The following is a 16,578-nucleotide window of genomic DNA, read 5'->3' as shown; positions in this document are numbered from 1 at the left end:
ACCAGATACCGTTAAATTACAAGTATTGTTTAAAGCTGTAACGCACTTAACAGGTACGTACCCCGGTTTTACTGAAAAATCTAAAGAAGGCAAGGATGCTATGGAAGACCCCATGGAAGAAATGTTGTCTGTGATATTGGATAAAGACAGACCTGGAAGTCTTGCGCATACAATTTCAATGTTTAGTAATTCCTATTATAGTATTCGGAATTTATGGTCAACAGACATGTGGAGGGTGTTTGAGAATATTCAAAAATTATGGAATTCATTCGAACAAAGTAAAGACCGTTCTATAAATAAAATCCTTAAGGTGCTTAATCAGCTAATCACGCGTTTAATAGCCTTTATGGGGCTAATTGAGGAGAGTATTTTAGTGCAACAAGGATTGTTGCTTTATTTTATTGGTTTGCAATTAGAACAAAGCATGTTGACAATTACAAAATGCAGGTCACTACTTACTATAAAGTACGATGAACAAGTGGAGTATGATTTGCTAGAATATTTTTTAACCAGTCACGAGAGTCTTAATATTTATCGCTATAGTTATAGATCGTATATTCAAATAGAAAATGTTTTAGACTTAGTAGTATTTGATTTGGAGTACCCTAGGTCCTTAACTTTTATGTTAAATAGAATTCAGAAAGATATTGCAAGATTGCCTCATTCTAGCAAGGATAATAATCTTAGTAATTATCAAAAATATATTTTCGATGCTTTCTCAAAACTGCGATTAGCAGAGTCTTCTAATTTAATTCAAACTAAAAGTGATGCTGATTTTTCAAGGGAAGAATTAGATGAATTATTAGGAAAGCTGTCTAATCTCTTATATCAAACATCTCAATCTATAAGTAGTACGTATTTTAATCATACAGATAAACAGAATCAATTGGTAACACAATCATTTCCGATATAGTATGATTTTTGATGTGACGCATACCACCAAATATAAGTACAATGCGCCAGTAGGTTATTGTCATAATATAGCCACCTTGCGACCAAGAGAATCTAAGGGGCAAGAGTTGTTGGATTATAAAATTGATATCTCCCCAGCACCGGCAGAAATATCAGAGCGCATAGATTTCTTCGGTAATTATATTACTCGATTTTCCATACAAACAGAACATAAAGAGTTAAAAGTTACTACCAGAAGTAAAATAGTACGAAACTATTCTCAATACCAGGATTCTTTTTTTTCTCAGGCATGTAAAGGAATAACGATGAACGAGGCTCATAGCGCGTTGCGTGGAACAGGTAGTGAGGTGTTGGAGGCGAAGCAGTTTATTTTAGAGTCTATTTTTATTAGACGTGCTGATGATAATATTCGCGATTATGCAAAGGTTTCGTTTAAGCCAAATCGTTCTGTTTTTGATGCTGCTTATGAGCTAATGCAGCGAATCTATACAGATTTCGATTTTGTATCAGGTTTTACGAGTATATCTACTCCTATTGCGGAGGTGATGAAGGAAAAAAAAGGAGTTTGTCAAGATTTTGCTCAAATTGCTATTGCTTGTATACGAGCTGTTGGATTGCCTGCAAGATATGTAAGTGGTTATATCGAAACACTACCGCCAGAAGGAAAAGAAAAATTGGTTGGAGCAGATGCTTCGCATGCTTGGTTTTCTATTTTTATTCCAGGTTTTGGTTGGGTAGATTTTGATCCTACAAATAACCTCATTCCTTTAGATCAACATATAGTAGTGGGTTGGGGTAGGGATTATTATGATGTACCCCCATTAAAAGGAGTAGTTTACGGAAGTGGAAAAAGTAAGTTAAAGGTATCGGTAGATATTGCTGCTGTAGTTTAATTTGCGCCAAATATTTAAAAATAAATACGTACAAAAGGCATCCAAGCACTTGCATAAATACTTTTGTCCGAATCAAAGAGCACATCGTAGCGAATGCCTATTGTAGCGAAATTGCTGGTATATCCGAGTCCCAGAAATAGTGCTGGAGACCAGAAATTTTCTTCTAAAATAGTATTGCCTAAATCAAACCGTTGGTTTACTCTCAATTGTTCATATTCTGCGGATAATTGTAGAAAAGGTATAGGGTTATAGAGTGATAATATACTACCGCCGTAAGCTGTACGTTTATCTTCAAAGTATTTGGCATAATTGAAGGTTAAACTTGCGCCAGTTGCAAATTGATCATTAAATTGATAAATGGCGCTGGGGGATATGCTTGCGTTAAACCCACCGTTAGAAAAACCTAATCCGAGACCGCCACCAAAACGTACATTACTCCAAAAGGCGCTTGTGCGTTTATTTGATTGGTTTTGGCTTTGTGCAAAACAGATATTACTTAAAAATAACAAAAAGAAAAAAATAGCAAATTTTTGTAAATAACTAAATGTAACATTTCGCATTATTGAGAATTTTGCTTGATTATACGAGCTAAGATAAGCCTAGAATTACTAAATGTTGTATTTTTGGAAAACTTTTACAAAGCTGAAAGAGTAATCTTTATATGGATAATTATTCGTTTTTAAACGCCGCTCATACTTCATTTTTTGCGGAACGTTACGATCAGTATTTAAAAAATCCTGATAGTGTAGAGCCTAGTATGCGTGCCTTTTTTCAAGGTTTTGATTTTGGAGTGGAAAGCTCTTTAGATGAACTTGATATTCAAGGTGGTAGCGTAGTAGATGCCAATGGTCAAAATATAGCAATGCCAGAGTCTTTGCAGAAAGAATTTCAGGTAATTCGGATGATTGATGGCTACCGAAGTCGTGGACATTTGTTTACAGAAACCAACCCAGTTCGCGAAAGAAGAAAATATTCACCAACACTTGATGTAGAAAACTTTGGTTTGACTGCAGCTGATATGGAAACTGTTTTTACCGCTGGTGAAATTCTTGGTATTGGAGCTGCAACATTGAGTCAAATTATTAAACATCTAAAACGTATTTATTGCGATGCTATAGGTGTTGAGTATATGTATATTAGAAATCCTGAACGGATTGAATGGATTCAGAATTGGTTGAATGTAAATGATAATCATCCTAATTTTGATGCTAATCATAAAAAACATATTCTTAAAAAACTAAATCAAGCTGTTTCATTCGAAGGCTTTTTGCATACTAAATATGTAGGGCAGAAACGTTTTTCGTTAGAAGGTAATGAGTCTTTAATACCTGCATTAGATGCAATTGTTGAACGCGCTGCTGAAATGGGCGTTGAACAATTTGTTATGGGGATGGCTCATAGGGGTCGACTGAATGTACTAACGAATATATTTGGTAAAAAGGCCAAAGATATTTTTAGTGAGTTTGATGGCAAAGATTACGAAGAGGAAATTTTTGATGGTGATGTTAAATATCATTTAGGTTGGACCTCAGATCGTATTTCGGATAATGGTAATAAAATAACAATGAATATTGCCCCGAATCCTTCGCATTTGGAAACTGTAGGTGCTGTTGTTGAAGGTATTTCACGTGCTAAACAGGATGCTGGTTATAAAGATGATTTTTCTAAAGTGCTACCGATAGTATTGCATGGCGATGCGGCTATTGCTGGTCAGGGTATTGCTTATGAGTTAGTGCAGATGGCAACCTTAGATGGTTATAAAACCAATGGTACTATTCATATGGTGGTAAATAATCAAATAGGTTTTACTACTAATTATTTAGATGCTAGAACATCTACGTATTGTACAGATGTTGGTAAAGTTACATTGAGTCCTGTGCTTCATGTTAATGCAGATGATGCTGAGGCAGTTGTCCATGCTGCAATATTTGCACTTGAATATAGAATGCGTTTTAAACGCGATGTATTTATCGATTTATTAGGATATCGTAAATACGGTCATAACGAAGGTGATGAACCTCGTTTTACGCAGCCAAAATTATATAAAGCAATTGCTAAACATAAAAATCCACGTGATATTTATGCAGAAAAATTGTTGGCTCAAGGAATTATTGATGAAGGCTATGTAAAGCAATTAGAAAAAGAATATAAGGAATCTCTTGAGGAGGAATTAGAAGATTCACGTAAAGAAGCTAAGACGGTTATTACGCCATTTATGGCAGATGCTTGGAAAGATTTTGAGCGCGTGCGTGAGTGGGAAATGTTAGATGCTGTTGATACTTCATATGATAAGAAAAAGTTGACGCATGTTGCAAAAACTATAACAGAATTACCGGCTGGAAAAAAATTCTTAAGAAAAGTTGAGCGTTTAGTTAGTGATCGTAAAAAAATGTTTTTCGAGACAGATAAGCTGGATTGGGCAATGGGTGAACTGTTGGCCTATGGTAGTTTACTCGAAGAAGGTTTTGATGTTCGTATTTCAGGGCAAGATGTGGAAAGAGGTACTTTTTCTCACAGACATGCTGTTATGAAAGTTGAAGAAAGTGAAGAGGAAGTTCTACTTTTAAATCACGTTGCTGAAAAGCAAGGAAACTTTGAAATTTACAATTCTCTTTTGTCGGAATATGGTGTGGTTGGGTTTGACTATGGTTATGCCATGGCTAGTCCGAATACACTAACCATTTGGGAGGCGCAATTTGGTGATTTTAGTAATGGTGCTCAGATTATGATTGACCAGTACGTTTCAGCAGCTGAAGATAAATGGAAATTACAAAACGGATTGGTGATGTTGTTGCCACATGGTTATGAGGGTCAAGGAGCGGAACATTCTTCTGCTCGTATGGAACGCTATTTACAATTATGTGCGCGAGATAATATGTATGTGGCTGATGTTTCTACTCCAGCTCAAGTATTTCATATCTTCCGTAGACAATTAAAAGCTAATTTTAGAAAGCCATTAATTGTTTTTACACCAAAAAGTTTGTTGCGACATCCAAAAGCAGTTTCAACTATCGATGAGTTGGCAAATGGAAGTTTTCAAGAAGTAATTGATGATGTTTCAGCTGATGTGAAAAAAATTAAGTCATTAGTATTTTGTACTGGCAAGTTTTATTATGATTTATTAGCGAAACAAGAAGAGTTAGGTAGAGATGATGTAGCCTTGGTTCGCTTGGAGCAATTATTTCCGCTGCCAACTGAGAAGATAGATGCAATAATTAAGAAGTATAAAGCTGCTGATGATTTAGTATGGGCTCAAGAAGAACCTAGAAATATGGGGGCTTGGAGTCATTTAATGATGCATTATAAAGATGCTAGTAAATTTAGAGTTGCTACACGAAGATTTTATGCCGCTCCTGCAGCTGGTAGTGCAGTCCGTTCTAAAATGAGGCATCAGCAAGTTATAGATTTTGTTTTTGATAAAACAAAAGATAATATGACGCGTAGAAAACCAAAACAATAACTCAACTAGAGTTCAATAATAAAAAAAAGATTACTAAAGATATAATAGTATGGTATTAGAAATGAAAGTACCCTCACCTGGGGAGTCGATTACCGAAGTAGAGATTGCAGAATGGTTGGTGGAAGATGGTGATTATGTAGAAAAAGATCAGGCGATAGCTGAGGTCGACTCAGATAAAGCTACATTAGAATTACCCGCAGAAGAGAGTGGAATAATTACGTTAAAGGCAGAAGAGGGTGATGCTGTTGCGGTGGGTGCTGTGGTGTGTTTGATTGATACCAGCGCAGAAAAACCTGCAGGTGGTGATGCGCCAAAAGCAGAGAAGAAAGAAGAGGCTCCTAAAGTGGAGGAAAAGGCTAAGCCAGCTGCAAAAGCTGAGACTAAGACTTATGCTACGGGTACAGCTTCTCCTGCGGCAAAGAAAATATTGGATGAAAAAGGAGTTGCGGCTTCATCGGTATCAGGTACAGGTAAAGATGGGCGCATTACAAAGGAAGACGCTGTAAAAGCTAATCCGTCTATGGGTACACCAACAAGTGGTGGAAATAGGGGGGAATCGAGATCTAAACTTTCGATGTTACGTCGTAAAGTTGCTGAAAGATTAGTTTCTGTGAAAAATGAAACAGCAATGTTGACTACTTTTAATGAAGTTGACATGTCGCCGATATTTGCATTACGTTCGCAATACAAAGAAGATTTTAAATCAAAACATGGAGTTAGTTTAGGTTTCATGTCGTTCTTTACAAAAGCAGTGGTAAGGGCATTGGAAATGTATCCTGCTGTAAATTCCATGATTGATGGGAAGGAAATGATTTCTTATGATTTTTGTGATGTTAGTATTGCAGTTTCAGGTCCAAAAGGTTTAATGGTTCCTGTGATAAGAAATGCGGAAAATTTAACCTTTAGAGGTGTTGAAGCTGAAGTAAAAAGGTTGGCACTTCGCGCTCGAGATGGTGAAATTACGGTTGATGAAATGACAGGTGGAACATTTACTATTACCAATGGTGGTGTTTTCGGTTCAATGTTATCAACGCCAATTATCAACCCTCCGCAAAGTGCTATATTAGGAATGCATAATATAGTAGAAAGACCCATAGCACGAGATGGTGCTATTGCTATTGCGCCAATTATGTATGTTGCACTTTCGTATGATCATCGTGTTATTGATGGTAAAGAGTCTGTAGGTTTTCTAGTTGCAGTTAAAGAAGCATTAGAAAATCCAGAAGAATTGCTTATGAATGGTGATGTAAAAAAAGCATTGGAAATGTAAATTAGAATTGTAAAATAAATATAAAATCCCTTTATCATTTGATAAAGGGATTTTTTTGCTTTTAAGTTATCGCAGATAATTCCTCTTTTATTATTTCGTATTTAAATAGAGCTTTTTTGTTTTATAGTCAATAATTGCATTTGCTTTTAGTAAAATATCGGCACCAATTATACCATCAACTGTCTCTGCATTATGTTGTGTTAATGCTTCATTTACATGAACTAAATCAAAAAGAACAATTTTTATTTTTTTCTTTTTCCAATTCCCAATTGAAATTTTATTCTTAGTTGAGATTTGGGTGTCCATGTCAATGGCTCCTGCTCCTGCAGCCTTTATTTTAGAATCTTTAGATTTTAGTTTAAAGTGTTCTATTTTGTCAATGCCTACGCAAGTATTTGAAGCTCCTGTATCGAGGATAAATTTGCCAGATACTCCATTTAAAGTGGCTTTTATTTCAAAATGATTAGTGGCGGTAAGTGATAATGGTATTTGAGTGTATTTTTTTTTCTTAAGAAGTTTTTTAAGACTTGACATACTTTTTTTTGGTAAAGATAAACCTATTTTTGTTGCATGATATTAACAGATACGCATACCCATTTATATAGTGAAGCTTTTGATGATGATCGTGATCAAGTTATAGCTAATGCATTGAAAAATGGGGTTACCCGTTTTTTTATTCCAGCTATAGATTCATCATATACATCTGCTATGTTGTCGTTAGAAAAAGCATATCCAGAAAACATATTTTTGATGATGGGCTTGCATCCAACGCATGTTAAAGAGAATTATGCGGAGGAACTTTCCCATGTTTCAGAAATGTTGAGTAAAAGAAAATTCTATGCAGTTGGTGAAATTGGAATTGATTTGTATTGGGATAAATCATTTTTACAACAGCAGCAAGATGCATTTAAACAGCAAATACAATTAGCAAAGAAATACCATTTACCAATAGTGATTCATTGTAGAGATGCTTTTGATGAGGTTTTTGAAGTGTTGGAAGATGAAAGGGGTGATAATTTATATGGTATATTTCATTGTTTTACAGGTGATATTAAACAAGCACAGCGTGCTATTTCGTATAATATGAAACTTGGTATAGGGGGAGTTGTAACTTTTAAGAATGGTAAAATTGATACTTTTTTAAATCATATAGACATTAAGCACGTTGTATTGGAAACCGATTCGCCTTATTTAGCACCGGTGCCGTATCGTGGAAAACGCAATGAAAGTGCGTACCTTATTAATGTGCTGGATAAACTAGCTTTAGTTTATAATAGTGAAGCTCAAGAAATAGCACAAATCACAACTCAGAATTCAAAAGAAGTTTTCGGAATTTGATAAAAAGTTTACATTGAAAAATACTACTTCCATTTTATTGATATATACCGGTGGTACCATTGGTATGGTAAAAGATTATGAATCAGATTCGCTGATACCTTTTAATTTTAATAAGTTAGAAAAGCATGTCCCTGAATTAGGTCAATTAGCATGTGAGATTGATTCGGTTTCTTTCGAAAAGCCTATTGATTCCTCTAATATGAATGCTGATTATTGGGTGAAAATTGCGGAATTAATAGAGTCTGACTATGAAACGTATGACGGATTTGTGGTTTTGCATGGAAGCGATACCATGAGCTATTCTGCTTCGGCCTTAAGTTTTATGTTAGAAAATTTATCAAAACCAGTAATTTTTACAGGATCGCAATTACCAATTGGCGATTTAAGAACCGATGCAAAAGAAAATTTAATAACGGCCATACAAATAGCGTCATTACGTAAAAAAGATGTCTCTGTTGTGCGTGAAGTTTGTCTTTATTTTGAATATAAATTGTACCGTGCAAATAGAACTACTAAAATTAATGCAGAACATTTTCAAGCATTTTCATCACTAAATTATCCTGCATTAGCAGAATCTGGTGTTCATTTAAAGGTCTATGAAGAGCATTTACTTAAAGTAAATGCTCGTAAAAAGCTCAAAGTTCACAAAAAAATGGATGCTAATGTTGCAATTTTAAAGTTATTTCCGGGAATTACAGCAACTATTTTTAGAAGTATTTTAAACACAAATAATTTAAAAGCATTAATAATTGAAACCTACGGTGCAGGAAATGCTCCAACAGAAGATTGGTTGGTTTCAGAGCTTAAATATGCAAAATCAGAAGGTATTCATATCATAAATGTTACGCAATGTTCTGGGGGAAGCGTAATTATGGGGCAATATAAAACTAGTGAACATTTAAAAAAGTTAGGAATTATTGATGGAAAAAATATCACAACTGAAGCAGCTATTACTAAATTAATGTACCTTTTAGGAAATGATGTGTCTTCTAAACTCTTTAAAACGGTGTTTGAAACATCTCTTCGTGGAGAGATGAATTAAAATTATCAAAACAAATTTCATAGTACAGTATTTTTTTTGTTTCTTGGACTCCTTGAAATTCTGAATTTAGAGAGGTGGCCGAGTGGTCGAAGGCGCACGCCTGGAAAGTGTGTATACATCACAAGTGTATCGAGGGTTCGAATCCCTTCCTCTCTGCGAGAACAGGTAGTAGTGAAAACCAATGTTGATGCTCGCTTTAGTATTTTAAGATTGAGCAAATAGTTTCACTTTTTATCTGATTACGATAAAATTGAAAGTTGAAATGTTGAAATACGTGCTGCTCGCAGCATAATGAATATAGTAGTTTGAGTGTTTTTAACTACAAAAGGACTAGATAAGAAGTTGATTTTAAGCGGCTTCTCAATCTATTTTTTATTAACTTTTTTAATTGCAAAATTTTTATATCTTTAACCCTATTAACTAACTAATATTTAAGTTTGAACGAAATGAAAAAATTATTCTCTATCCTAGCAATGACTGGGTTGTTTGTCGTAAGTGCAAACATGGTAAATGCAAAAACAATCGCTGCTTCTACAGTTTCGAATCTATCGACTACCGTAACAGCAACGGCAGTTATGTTACAAGATGAAGCTCCTGCTGAGGCAGAAAAAGGCTTTACACAAGTTTTAAAGGAAATGTTTATAACAGGTGGTGCTGGATTTATGGGTATCGTTCTTTTGTGTCTAATTCTTGGTTTAGCGGTAGCTATTGAAAGAATTATCTATTTAAATATGGCTAGTACAAACACTGGTAAATTAAAGCAACAAGTTGAAGATGCTTTAGCTTCAGGTGGTGTTGAAGCTGCAAAAGAAGTTTGCCGAAATACAAAAGGACCAGTAGCTTCTATATATTATCAAGGTTTAGATAGAGCAGGTGAAAGTGTTGAATCAGCAGAAAAGGCGGTTGTTTCTTACGGTGGAGTTCAAATGGGACAGCTTGAGAAAAATGTTTCTTGGTTATCTTTATTTATTGCCATTGCACCAATGCTTGGCTTCATGGGTACGGTTATTGGTATGATTCAAGCCTTCCAAAAGATTGCTGCTGTTGGTAACTTGAGTGCATCACTTATTGCAGGTGATATTCAGGTTGCATTATTAACAACGGTATTCGGTCTTATTACGGCGATTATTCTTCAAATTTTCTATAACTATATTATCGCTAAAATTGATAGTATCGTTAATGATATGGAAGATTCTTCAATCTCATTGATTGATATGTTGGTAGATCACAAAAAATAAGTCGGACTCTTAATTCAAAGCATCATGCATAAAATAATTAAAATTGCACTTTTAGTGATTGGATTAATCGGAGCGTTGCTGTGGTTTATGCTTCCAGAAAGTGATATGCCCGCATCTGAGGCGGTTAATAGTGGGGCAATGAACGGCATGTTCATAATCACATATATATTACTTGCTATCGCAGTAGTTGCTAGCCTATTATTCACCTTGAAGAATTTATTTTCAAACCCAGCGGGTCTTAAGAAGACATTAATGGTAGTTGGTGGTTTTTTAGTAGTAGTAGTTATTGCATACGTATTGGCTAGTGGAACCGATGTTAGTGTCGAGGAAATGGCTGGTCGAGGAATTGAAACGTCAGAAAGTACAATTAAGAAAATTGGAATGGGATTAAATGTATTCTTTATTCTTACTCTTGTAGCTGTGGCTTCTCTTGTATTACCAGCAGTAAAAAATATGTTTAGTAAATAAAAAATAGAAAACTATGGCTAGAAGAGAAGGAGCACCAGAAGTAAGCGCTGGATCAATGGCAGACATAGCTTTCCTATTACTAATCTTTTTCTTGGTTACTACGACCATTGAAACAGATGCAGGATTGGATCGTATGTTGCCTCCGATGGAGCCGCCAGAAGATGATGTTGTTATCAAGCAAAAGAATATCTTCCAAGTTATTGTAAACAGACATGGTCAATTACTTGTAGATGATGAGGTAACAGAAATTAAAGCCTTGCGATTAAAAGCAATGGATTTCTTGGATAATAATGGTGACGGAACTTGTACCTATTGTAAGGGTAAGAAAAATCCGGAATCGTCTGATAATCCAGCTAAAGCAATTATTTCATTGAAAAATGATCGTGAAACTAAGTATAGTACATACATTACAGTTCAAAATGAATTGGTAGGTGCATACAATGATTTGCGTAATCGAGAAGCAAATAGGCTTTTTGGAAAAGACTTTACTGAAATGGAAGCTACCTATTTAGATCAACAAACTCCTGCTAGTGAGAAAGAGAAGTTGAAAGAAAAGGTAAAACAGGTACAAGAACTTTTTCCTCAAAAATTATCGGAGGCAGAAACATCATCTAATTAACAAGAATAAAATAATAACAATATGTCTAAGTTCAGCAAAAAGAAGAGTGGCGAAGTACCTGCGGTATCAACAGCCTCTTTACCTGATATTGTATTTATGCTGTTATTCTTTTTTATGACGGTTACCGTGATGAAAGATAATAGTTTGAAGGTTGAAAATATTTTACCTAATGCTAATGAAATAAAGAAGCTCGATAAAAAGGATAGAGTTATTTATATCTATGTAGGTAAGCCTTCAAAAGAGTATGAAAAAGTATACGGTACGGAACCAAAGATTCAGCTTAATGATAAGTTCTCAGATCCATCTGAGGTTGGCTCATATATTTTACAAGAAAGAGCTAAGAAACATCAGGATTTGCAAAATTTCTTAACTACATCATTGAAAGTAGATAAGAATGCAAACATGGGTCTTATATCAGATATTAAACAAGAGTTAAGAAAAGTAAATGCTTTAAAAGTAAATTATACCACCTACGAAGGTGATGCTTTTAGAAATTTACAATAGCTCGCAGTTCAAACTTAATTTAAAAAAACGCTTCAATTTTATTGAAGCGTTTTTTTTGCAAATAGTTTTTAGTGAATTGAAAATAAATAAACTGGTTCTTGTTCAAGTTCTGTAACTTTGTTTTAATGAGAATAAAGCTTTTTGTGTTTTTCGCTTTTGTATTTTATTTGGGGAACGCCCAGATAGAACAAGATTCATTACCTCCTGATTCTCGTTATTTGGAGGATCAATTCTACTTGGGTTTCACATATAATTTTCTTTTGGACAAACCTGCTGAGGTTAGTCAACGTAATTTATCCTATGGTTTTCAATCTGGTTTTATAAAGGATATGCCTTTAAACTCTGATAGGACGGTAGCTTTGGGTTTAGGTTTAGGTTATGGAGTATATTCATATTACACAAATTTGCAAGCATTAGAGGTGGGGAGTAATATAAGTTACAGTATTCCTTCTGATGTTGATAATCTTAAACGTAATAAAATAGAAACTCATATGGTAGAATTGCCATTAGAATTCCGATGGCGTACGTCAACTGCTACAAGTTATAAGTTTTATCGAATTTATGCAGGTGCTAAATTGGGCTATGTGCTTGGGGCTAGGTCAAAAGCCGTTTTTGAGGATTATAAAGATTCTTTTACAAATAAAGATGTCAATAACTTTCAGTATGGACTTACCTTTAATTTTGGCTATAATACATTTAATTTGCAAGTGTACTATGCGTTAAATGGAATATTTAATGATGTTCAAACAGATACAGGCGAGGATATTAATTTTAAACCTCTTCGTGTTGGCTTTATATTTTACATACTGTAGTATTTGTATTTAATTTTTTGGCATACATGTTGCTGTAATTATAATAGATGAGTTGTCATCTATCTACTACTATACCCTTCTATTACATATTATACGTCTAAAAAATAGCTTGCGCCTATGCGTGCTAGTTTTATGTAATAATCAATAAACTATTTTTTATGGGAAAAAGGGAAAGTGTGCCACAAGTAAATGCTGGGTCCATGGCTGATATAGCATTTTTATTATTAATCTTTTTTTTAGTAACAACAACGATAGAATCAGATGTTGGAATACAACGAATACTTCCGAGAGAAGATGGTGATGTTATTCATCATAACCAACGGAATATCTTGTCGATTCTGTTAAATCATAATGGAGAGTTGCTAATTGATGATGCTCCGATTGGTCCTAGTTTGATAAAAAAGACCGTAATTGATTTTATTGATAATGGTGGTGGGCAGGATGATTCTATTTGTGATTATTGTAAAGGAAAGCGTAGAGTTAATTCTTCCGAAAATCCGAAAAAGGCAGTTGTAGTTTTAAACGCACAAAGAGAAACAGAATATGGGGTATACATTGCCGTACAAAATGAAATTGTCGCTGCATATAATCACTTGCGAAATCGTGAAGCAAATCGTATGTATAATATGAATTACACAATGATGGATTCTTTATATAGAAATTCAAAAACTACTAGAAAGAATAAAGATATGTTCGGTGTTAAAATAAAAACAATTCAAAAAATGTACCCTATAAACATAACGGAAGCTGAACTTAAAAACCAATAGTCATGAATAGATTTAGTAAGAAAACCAGTTTACGAACTCCAGAGTTGTCTACAGCTTCATTACCTGATATTGTATTTATGTTATTGTTCTTTTTTATGACGGTAACAGTAATGAAAAGTACGGAGCTTAATGTTTTAAATGAACTTCCGAATGCTACCGAAATAAAACGTTTGGAGAATAAAGATAGAGTTATAGAAATTCATGTAGGTAAACCTTCTTTTAAGTATAGAAGTATTCTTGGTGATGAACCTAGAATTCAACTCAATGATAAATTCGCAGATATTTCCGAGGTGGCACCGTATGTTTTAAGCCAAATACAGCGTAAACCAAAACATGTAAGAGCATTTGTTGTGGTTTCTCTAAAAGTTGATAAGCGCGCTAATATGGGCCTTATTTCAGACATAAAGAAGGAGCTTAGGAAAATTAATGCTCTTAAAATAAACTATACAACGTACGAAGGAGATGCATTTAAGAATATCGAATAAATGCAATTATAACCAGAACTGAATCGTGAGTAGTTGAGAGGTAATACCAATAAAAAAACCAATTAACAATTCTGGTTTAGTATGTGCTTTAAGAAATAATCGAGAAGTCGTTACTAGTCCTGTGGCTAAGGTGAAAATGCTTATGGCAATAGTGATATTAATTTCAAAATGAATACTAAGGCAGATTAGAAACATAAGTAAACTTCCCATGCCAATTAAATGCATGCTTACTTTTAATTTTAATATAACAAACATTAGCGCAGTTAATGAAGCTATTATTAAACCAATGAAAAAATAATAAAGTTCTGCTATATAATTATTTGGTATAACTTTTAATACGATAGTTAAAAGTAAAACAATATTAATGAGAATAGGGTAAATACGTTCGCTTACTTTAGGCATGAATATGGAACTTACGATTCCAATATTTAATAGTATTAAATAAAATATGATTGGAATTATTACCGTAAGAATTAGTATTGGTAAAATATTTGCACTTTGTAATTCAGGATTACTATATTTCGGAGAAGATAAAAAATATGCTAAAGTACCTGCTATAGGAGTGAATAAAGGATGAAAAAGATAGGATATAAACTGTAAAAAAAAACGCATAAAGTTTATATCTGTTTTCTCAACCTTGCCACTGGTATGCCCAATTGCTCCCGGTATTTAGCAACTGTTCTTCTCGCAATAGGGTAGCCTTTCTCTTTTAAAATTGCAGCGAGTTTATCATCCGTTAAAGGTTTTTTCTTAGGTTCTTCCCCGATTACTGTTTCTAATATTTTTTTAATTTCTTTGGTTGATACATCTTCGCCTTGTTCATTTTTCATTGATTCAGAAAAATATTCTTTAATCAATTTAGTGCCGTATGGAGTATCTACATATTTGCTATTGGCAACACGGGAAACTGTTGAGACATCCATATGAATTTCATCAGCGATATCCTTTAATATCATTGGCCTTAAGTTGCGTTCATCACCGGTTAGGAAATATTTCTTTTGATAATTCATAATGGAATTCATGGTAATGAAAAGCGTTTGTTGTCGCTGTCTAATGGCATCAATAAACCATTTTGCGGCATCAAGCTTTTGTTTAATAAACATTACCGTGTCTTTTTGGGATTTCGATTTTTCCTTCGAATCTTTATAGCCTTTAAGCATATTACTATACTCCTTAGATACGTGAAGTTCTGGAGCATTTCTACCGTTTAAAGAGAGTTCTAATTCGCCCTCAACTATTCGTATTGAAAAGTCGGGTACCACATGTTCAACAATACGATTGTTGCCTGAGTAGCTGCCACCAGGTTTGGGGTTCAACCGTTCTATTTCGGAAATAGCATTTTTAAGTTCGGTTTCAGTAATACCATGCTTTTGAATTAACTTTTTGTAATGCTTTTTAGTAAATTGATCAAAAGACTTTTCTAAAATTGCAATGGCCAGTTCTGTGCTAGATGTTGGGTCTTTTCGTTTAAGTTGTATAATTAGGCATTCTTCTAAAGAACGAGCAGCTACACCTGGTGGATCTAATTCTTGAACAATTTTAAGTACTTTTTCGATTGTTTTTTCATCGGTATAAGTGTTCTGTGTAAAAGCTAAGTCATCTAGAATATCAGCAAGCGGTCTTCTTATGTAGCCACTTTCATCTACGCTACCAATTAAAAATTCAGCAATATTCCATTCTTCATCACTTAAATAAACCGTATTTAATTGATTGATTAATGATTGGGTGAATGAAATTCCAGCGGCATACGGAATGCTTTTTTCATCATCATCTGCACTGTAATTATTAGCTTTAGTGCGATAATCAGGTATTTCATCATCACTTAAGTAATCGTCAATGTTTATATCTTCTGCAGCAATAGTTTCGTTATCAGTGTCCGAATCATAATTATCATCGTACTCATTGTCTAAATCATCACTTTTTTCTTTGCCACCTTCTAAAGCTGGGTTCTCTTCAAGCTCTTGCTTTAGACGTTGTTCAAATGCCTGTGTAGGTAATTGAATCAATTTCATGAGCTGAATCTGTTGTGGAGATAGCTTTTGAGATAGTTTAAATTGTAAGTGTTGTTTTAGCATTTAGGTTATTTCAGCTTCCTATAAAGTTAACTATTTTCAATTAAAACTCTGCATTTTGAGGAGTCCTAGGAAATGGTATCACATCTCTAATATTGCCCATGCCAGTTGCAAAAAGAACGAGTCTTTCGAAGCCAAGTCCGAAACCACTATGCACAGCAGTGCCAAATTTTCTGAGATCTAAATACCACCAGAGTTCCTCTTCTGGAATGTCTAAGGCTGCCATTTTCTCTTTTAAAACGTCCAGACGTTCTTCACGTTGCGAGCCTCCAACAATTTCGCCGATGCCAGGAAAAAGAATGTCCATAGCTCTAACTGTTTTTCCGTCTTCATTCAAACGCATATAAAATGCTTTGATTTTAGCAGGATAATCAAAAAGAATTACGGGACACTTAAAATGTTTTTCTACTAAAAATCGTTCGTGCTCACTTTGTAAATCGGCACCCCATTCATTTATCAGGTATTTAAATTTTTTCTTTTTATTTGGTTTGGAGTTTCTTAAAATATCTATTGCTTCGGTATAGGTGACTCGTTTAAAGTTATTGTCAATAATAAACTTTAATTTTTCAATTAAAGGCATATCACTTCTTTCCGCTTGCGGTTTAGTCTTTTCTTCATCTAACAAACGCTTCTCTAAAAAGGCCAAATCATCAGCACAGTTTTCTAAAACGTATGAAAGTACACCTTTAATGAAATCT

18 protein-coding genes and 1 tRNA gene are annotated in these 16,578 nt (G+C 34.3%); 14 read left to right on the top strand and 5 right to left on the bottom strand.

Annotated features, from left to right (window positions below; genetic code table 11):
* On the top strand, positions 1 to 913 hold a 913-nt coding region (locus tag ABJF52_RS05810; RefSeq protein WP_348147639.1), incomplete at its 5' end, for an alpha-E domain-containing protein.
* Position 914: 1 nt separating this feature from the next.
* The gene (locus tag ABJF52_RS05805) at positions 915 to 1,805 is read left to right on the top strand and encodes a transglutaminase family protein (RefSeq protein ID WP_348147637.1); all 891 of its coding nucleotides are present in this window, start codon (positions 915 to 917) and stop codon (positions 1,803 to 1,805) included.
* Between the two features lie 14 nt (positions 1,806 to 1,819).
* On the opposite strand, the gene ABJF52_RS05800 is transcribed toward ABJF52_RS05805, so the two are convergent.
* Entirely contained in the window at positions 1,820 to 2,365 is a 546-nt protein-coding gene (locus ABJF52_RS05800; RefSeq protein WP_348147634.1) for an alpha-ketoglutarate decarboxylase, read from the bottom strand.
* Between the two features lie 101 nt (positions 2,366 to 2,466).
* Here ABJF52_RS05800 and ABJF52_RS05795 point away from each other — a divergent pair, with 101 nt between their 5' ends.
* Both ABJF52_RS05795 and odhB read left to right on the top strand, forming a co-directional pair.
* Positions 2,467 to 5,265, top strand: coding sequence for a 2-oxoglutarate dehydrogenase E1 component (locus ABJF52_RS05795; protein ID WP_348147631.1), 2,799 nt, complete (start codon positions 2,467 to 2,469; stop codon positions 5,263 to 5,265).
* A 49-nt stretch (positions 5,266 to 5,314) separates the two neighbouring features.
* Positions 5,315 to 6,535, top strand: a complete 1,221-nt coding sequence (gene odhB / locus ABJF52_RS05790) for a 2-oxoglutarate dehydrogenase complex dihydrolipoyllysine-residue succinyltransferase (RefSeq protein ID WP_348147628.1) — start codon at positions 5,315 to 5,317, stop codon at positions 6,533 to 6,535.
* 90 nt (positions 6,536 to 6,625) lie between these two features.
* Here the strand turns inward: odhB and ABJF52_RS05785 are convergent, their stop codons facing one another.
* Entirely contained in the window at positions 6,626 to 7,069 is a 444-nt protein-coding gene (locus ABJF52_RS05785; protein WP_348147625.1) for a retropepsin-like aspartic protease, read from the bottom strand.
* Positions 7,070 to 7,105: 36 nt separating this feature from the next.
* Here ABJF52_RS05785 and ABJF52_RS05780 point away from each other — a divergent pair, with 36 nt between their 5' ends.
* The 10 genes from ABJF52_RS05780 to ABJF52_RS05735 all read left to right on the top strand — a co-directional run bounded on the left by ABJF52_RS05780 (position 7,106) and on the right by ABJF52_RS05735 (position 13,808).
* A complete protein-coding gene (locus ABJF52_RS05780; RefSeq protein ID WP_348147622.1) occupies positions 7,106 to 7,873 on the top strand; it encodes a TatD family hydrolase in 768 nt (255 codons plus the stop codon).
* Between the two features lie 13 nt (positions 7,874 to 7,886).
* Positions 7,887 to 8,915 (top strand): asparaginase, encoded by a 1,029-nt coding sequence (locus ABJF52_RS05775; protein WP_348147619.1) that lies wholly within the window; start codon positions 7,887 to 7,889, stop codon positions 8,913 to 8,915.
* A 68-nt stretch (positions 8,916 to 8,983) separates the two neighbouring features.
* Positions 8,984 to 9,071, top strand: a tRNA-Ser gene (locus ABJF52_RS05770).
* Between the two features lie 290 nt (positions 9,072 to 9,361).
* A complete protein-coding gene (locus tag ABJF52_RS05765; protein WP_348147642.1) occupies positions 9,362 to 10,153 on the top strand; it encodes a MotA/TolQ/ExbB proton channel family protein in 792 nt (263 codons plus the stop codon).
* Positions 10,154 to 10,177: 24 nt separating this feature from the next.
* Positions 10,178 to 10,621 (top strand): hypothetical protein, encoded by a 444-nt coding sequence (locus ABJF52_RS05760; RefSeq protein WP_348147616.1) that lies wholly within the window; start codon positions 10,178 to 10,180, stop codon positions 10,619 to 10,621.
* A 13-nt stretch (positions 10,622 to 10,634) separates the two neighbouring features.
* Positions 10,635 to 11,240, top strand: coding sequence for a biopolymer transporter ExbD (locus ABJF52_RS05755; RefSeq protein ID WP_348147613.1), 606 nt, complete (start codon positions 10,635 to 10,637; stop codon positions 11,238 to 11,240).
* Between the two features lie 21 nt (positions 11,241 to 11,261).
* A complete protein-coding gene (locus tag ABJF52_RS05750) occupies positions 11,262 to 11,744 on the top strand; it encodes a biopolymer transporter ExbD (protein WP_153757645.1) in 483 nt (160 codons plus the stop codon).
* Positions 11,745 to 11,869: 125 nt separating this feature from the next.
* Positions 11,870 to 12,556, top strand: a complete 687-nt coding sequence (locus ABJF52_RS05745; protein ID WP_348147609.1) for a porin family protein — start codon at positions 11,870 to 11,872, stop codon at positions 12,554 to 12,556.
* A 158-nt stretch (positions 12,557 to 12,714) separates the two neighbouring features.
* Entirely contained in the window at positions 12,715 to 13,323 is a 609-nt protein-coding gene (locus ABJF52_RS05740) for a biopolymer transporter ExbD (protein ID WP_348147606.1), read from the top strand.
* Between the two features lie 2 nt (positions 13,324 to 13,325).
* A complete protein-coding gene (locus ABJF52_RS05735; protein ID WP_348147603.1) occupies positions 13,326 to 13,808 on the top strand; it encodes a biopolymer transporter ExbD in 483 nt (160 codons plus the stop codon).
* A 6-nt stretch (positions 13,809 to 13,814) separates the two neighbouring features.
* Here the strand turns inward: ABJF52_RS05735 and ABJF52_RS05730 are convergent, their stop codons facing one another.
* The 3 genes from ABJF52_RS05730 to ABJF52_RS05720 all read right to left on the bottom strand — a co-directional run.
* Complete coding sequence (locus ABJF52_RS05730) at positions 13,815 to 14,420, bottom strand: hypothetical protein (RefSeq protein ID WP_348147600.1); 606 nt, start codon at positions 14,418 to 14,420, stop codon at positions 13,815 to 13,817.
* A gap of 5 nt (positions 14,421 to 14,425) precedes the next feature.
* Complete coding sequence (gene rpoN, locus ABJF52_RS05725) at positions 14,426 to 15,883, bottom strand: RNA polymerase factor sigma-54 (RefSeq protein ID WP_348147597.1); 1,458 nt, start codon at positions 15,881 to 15,883, stop codon at positions 14,426 to 14,428.
* 40 nt (positions 15,884 to 15,923) lie between these two features.
* Positions 15,924 to 16,578: amino acid--tRNA ligase-related protein (locus tag ABJF52_RS05720; RefSeq protein ID WP_348147594.1), on the bottom strand; the 655-nt coding region annotated here is incomplete at its 5' end.

Source organism: Aurantibacter sp., assembly GCF_039941195.1.
Classification (GTDB): domain Bacteria; phylum Bacteroidota; class Bacteroidia; order Flavobacteriales; family Flavobacteriaceae; genus Aurantibacter_A.
Note: the sequence above shows the minus strand (reverse complement) of the source record. Positions and strands in the feature narration are given on the sequence as shown.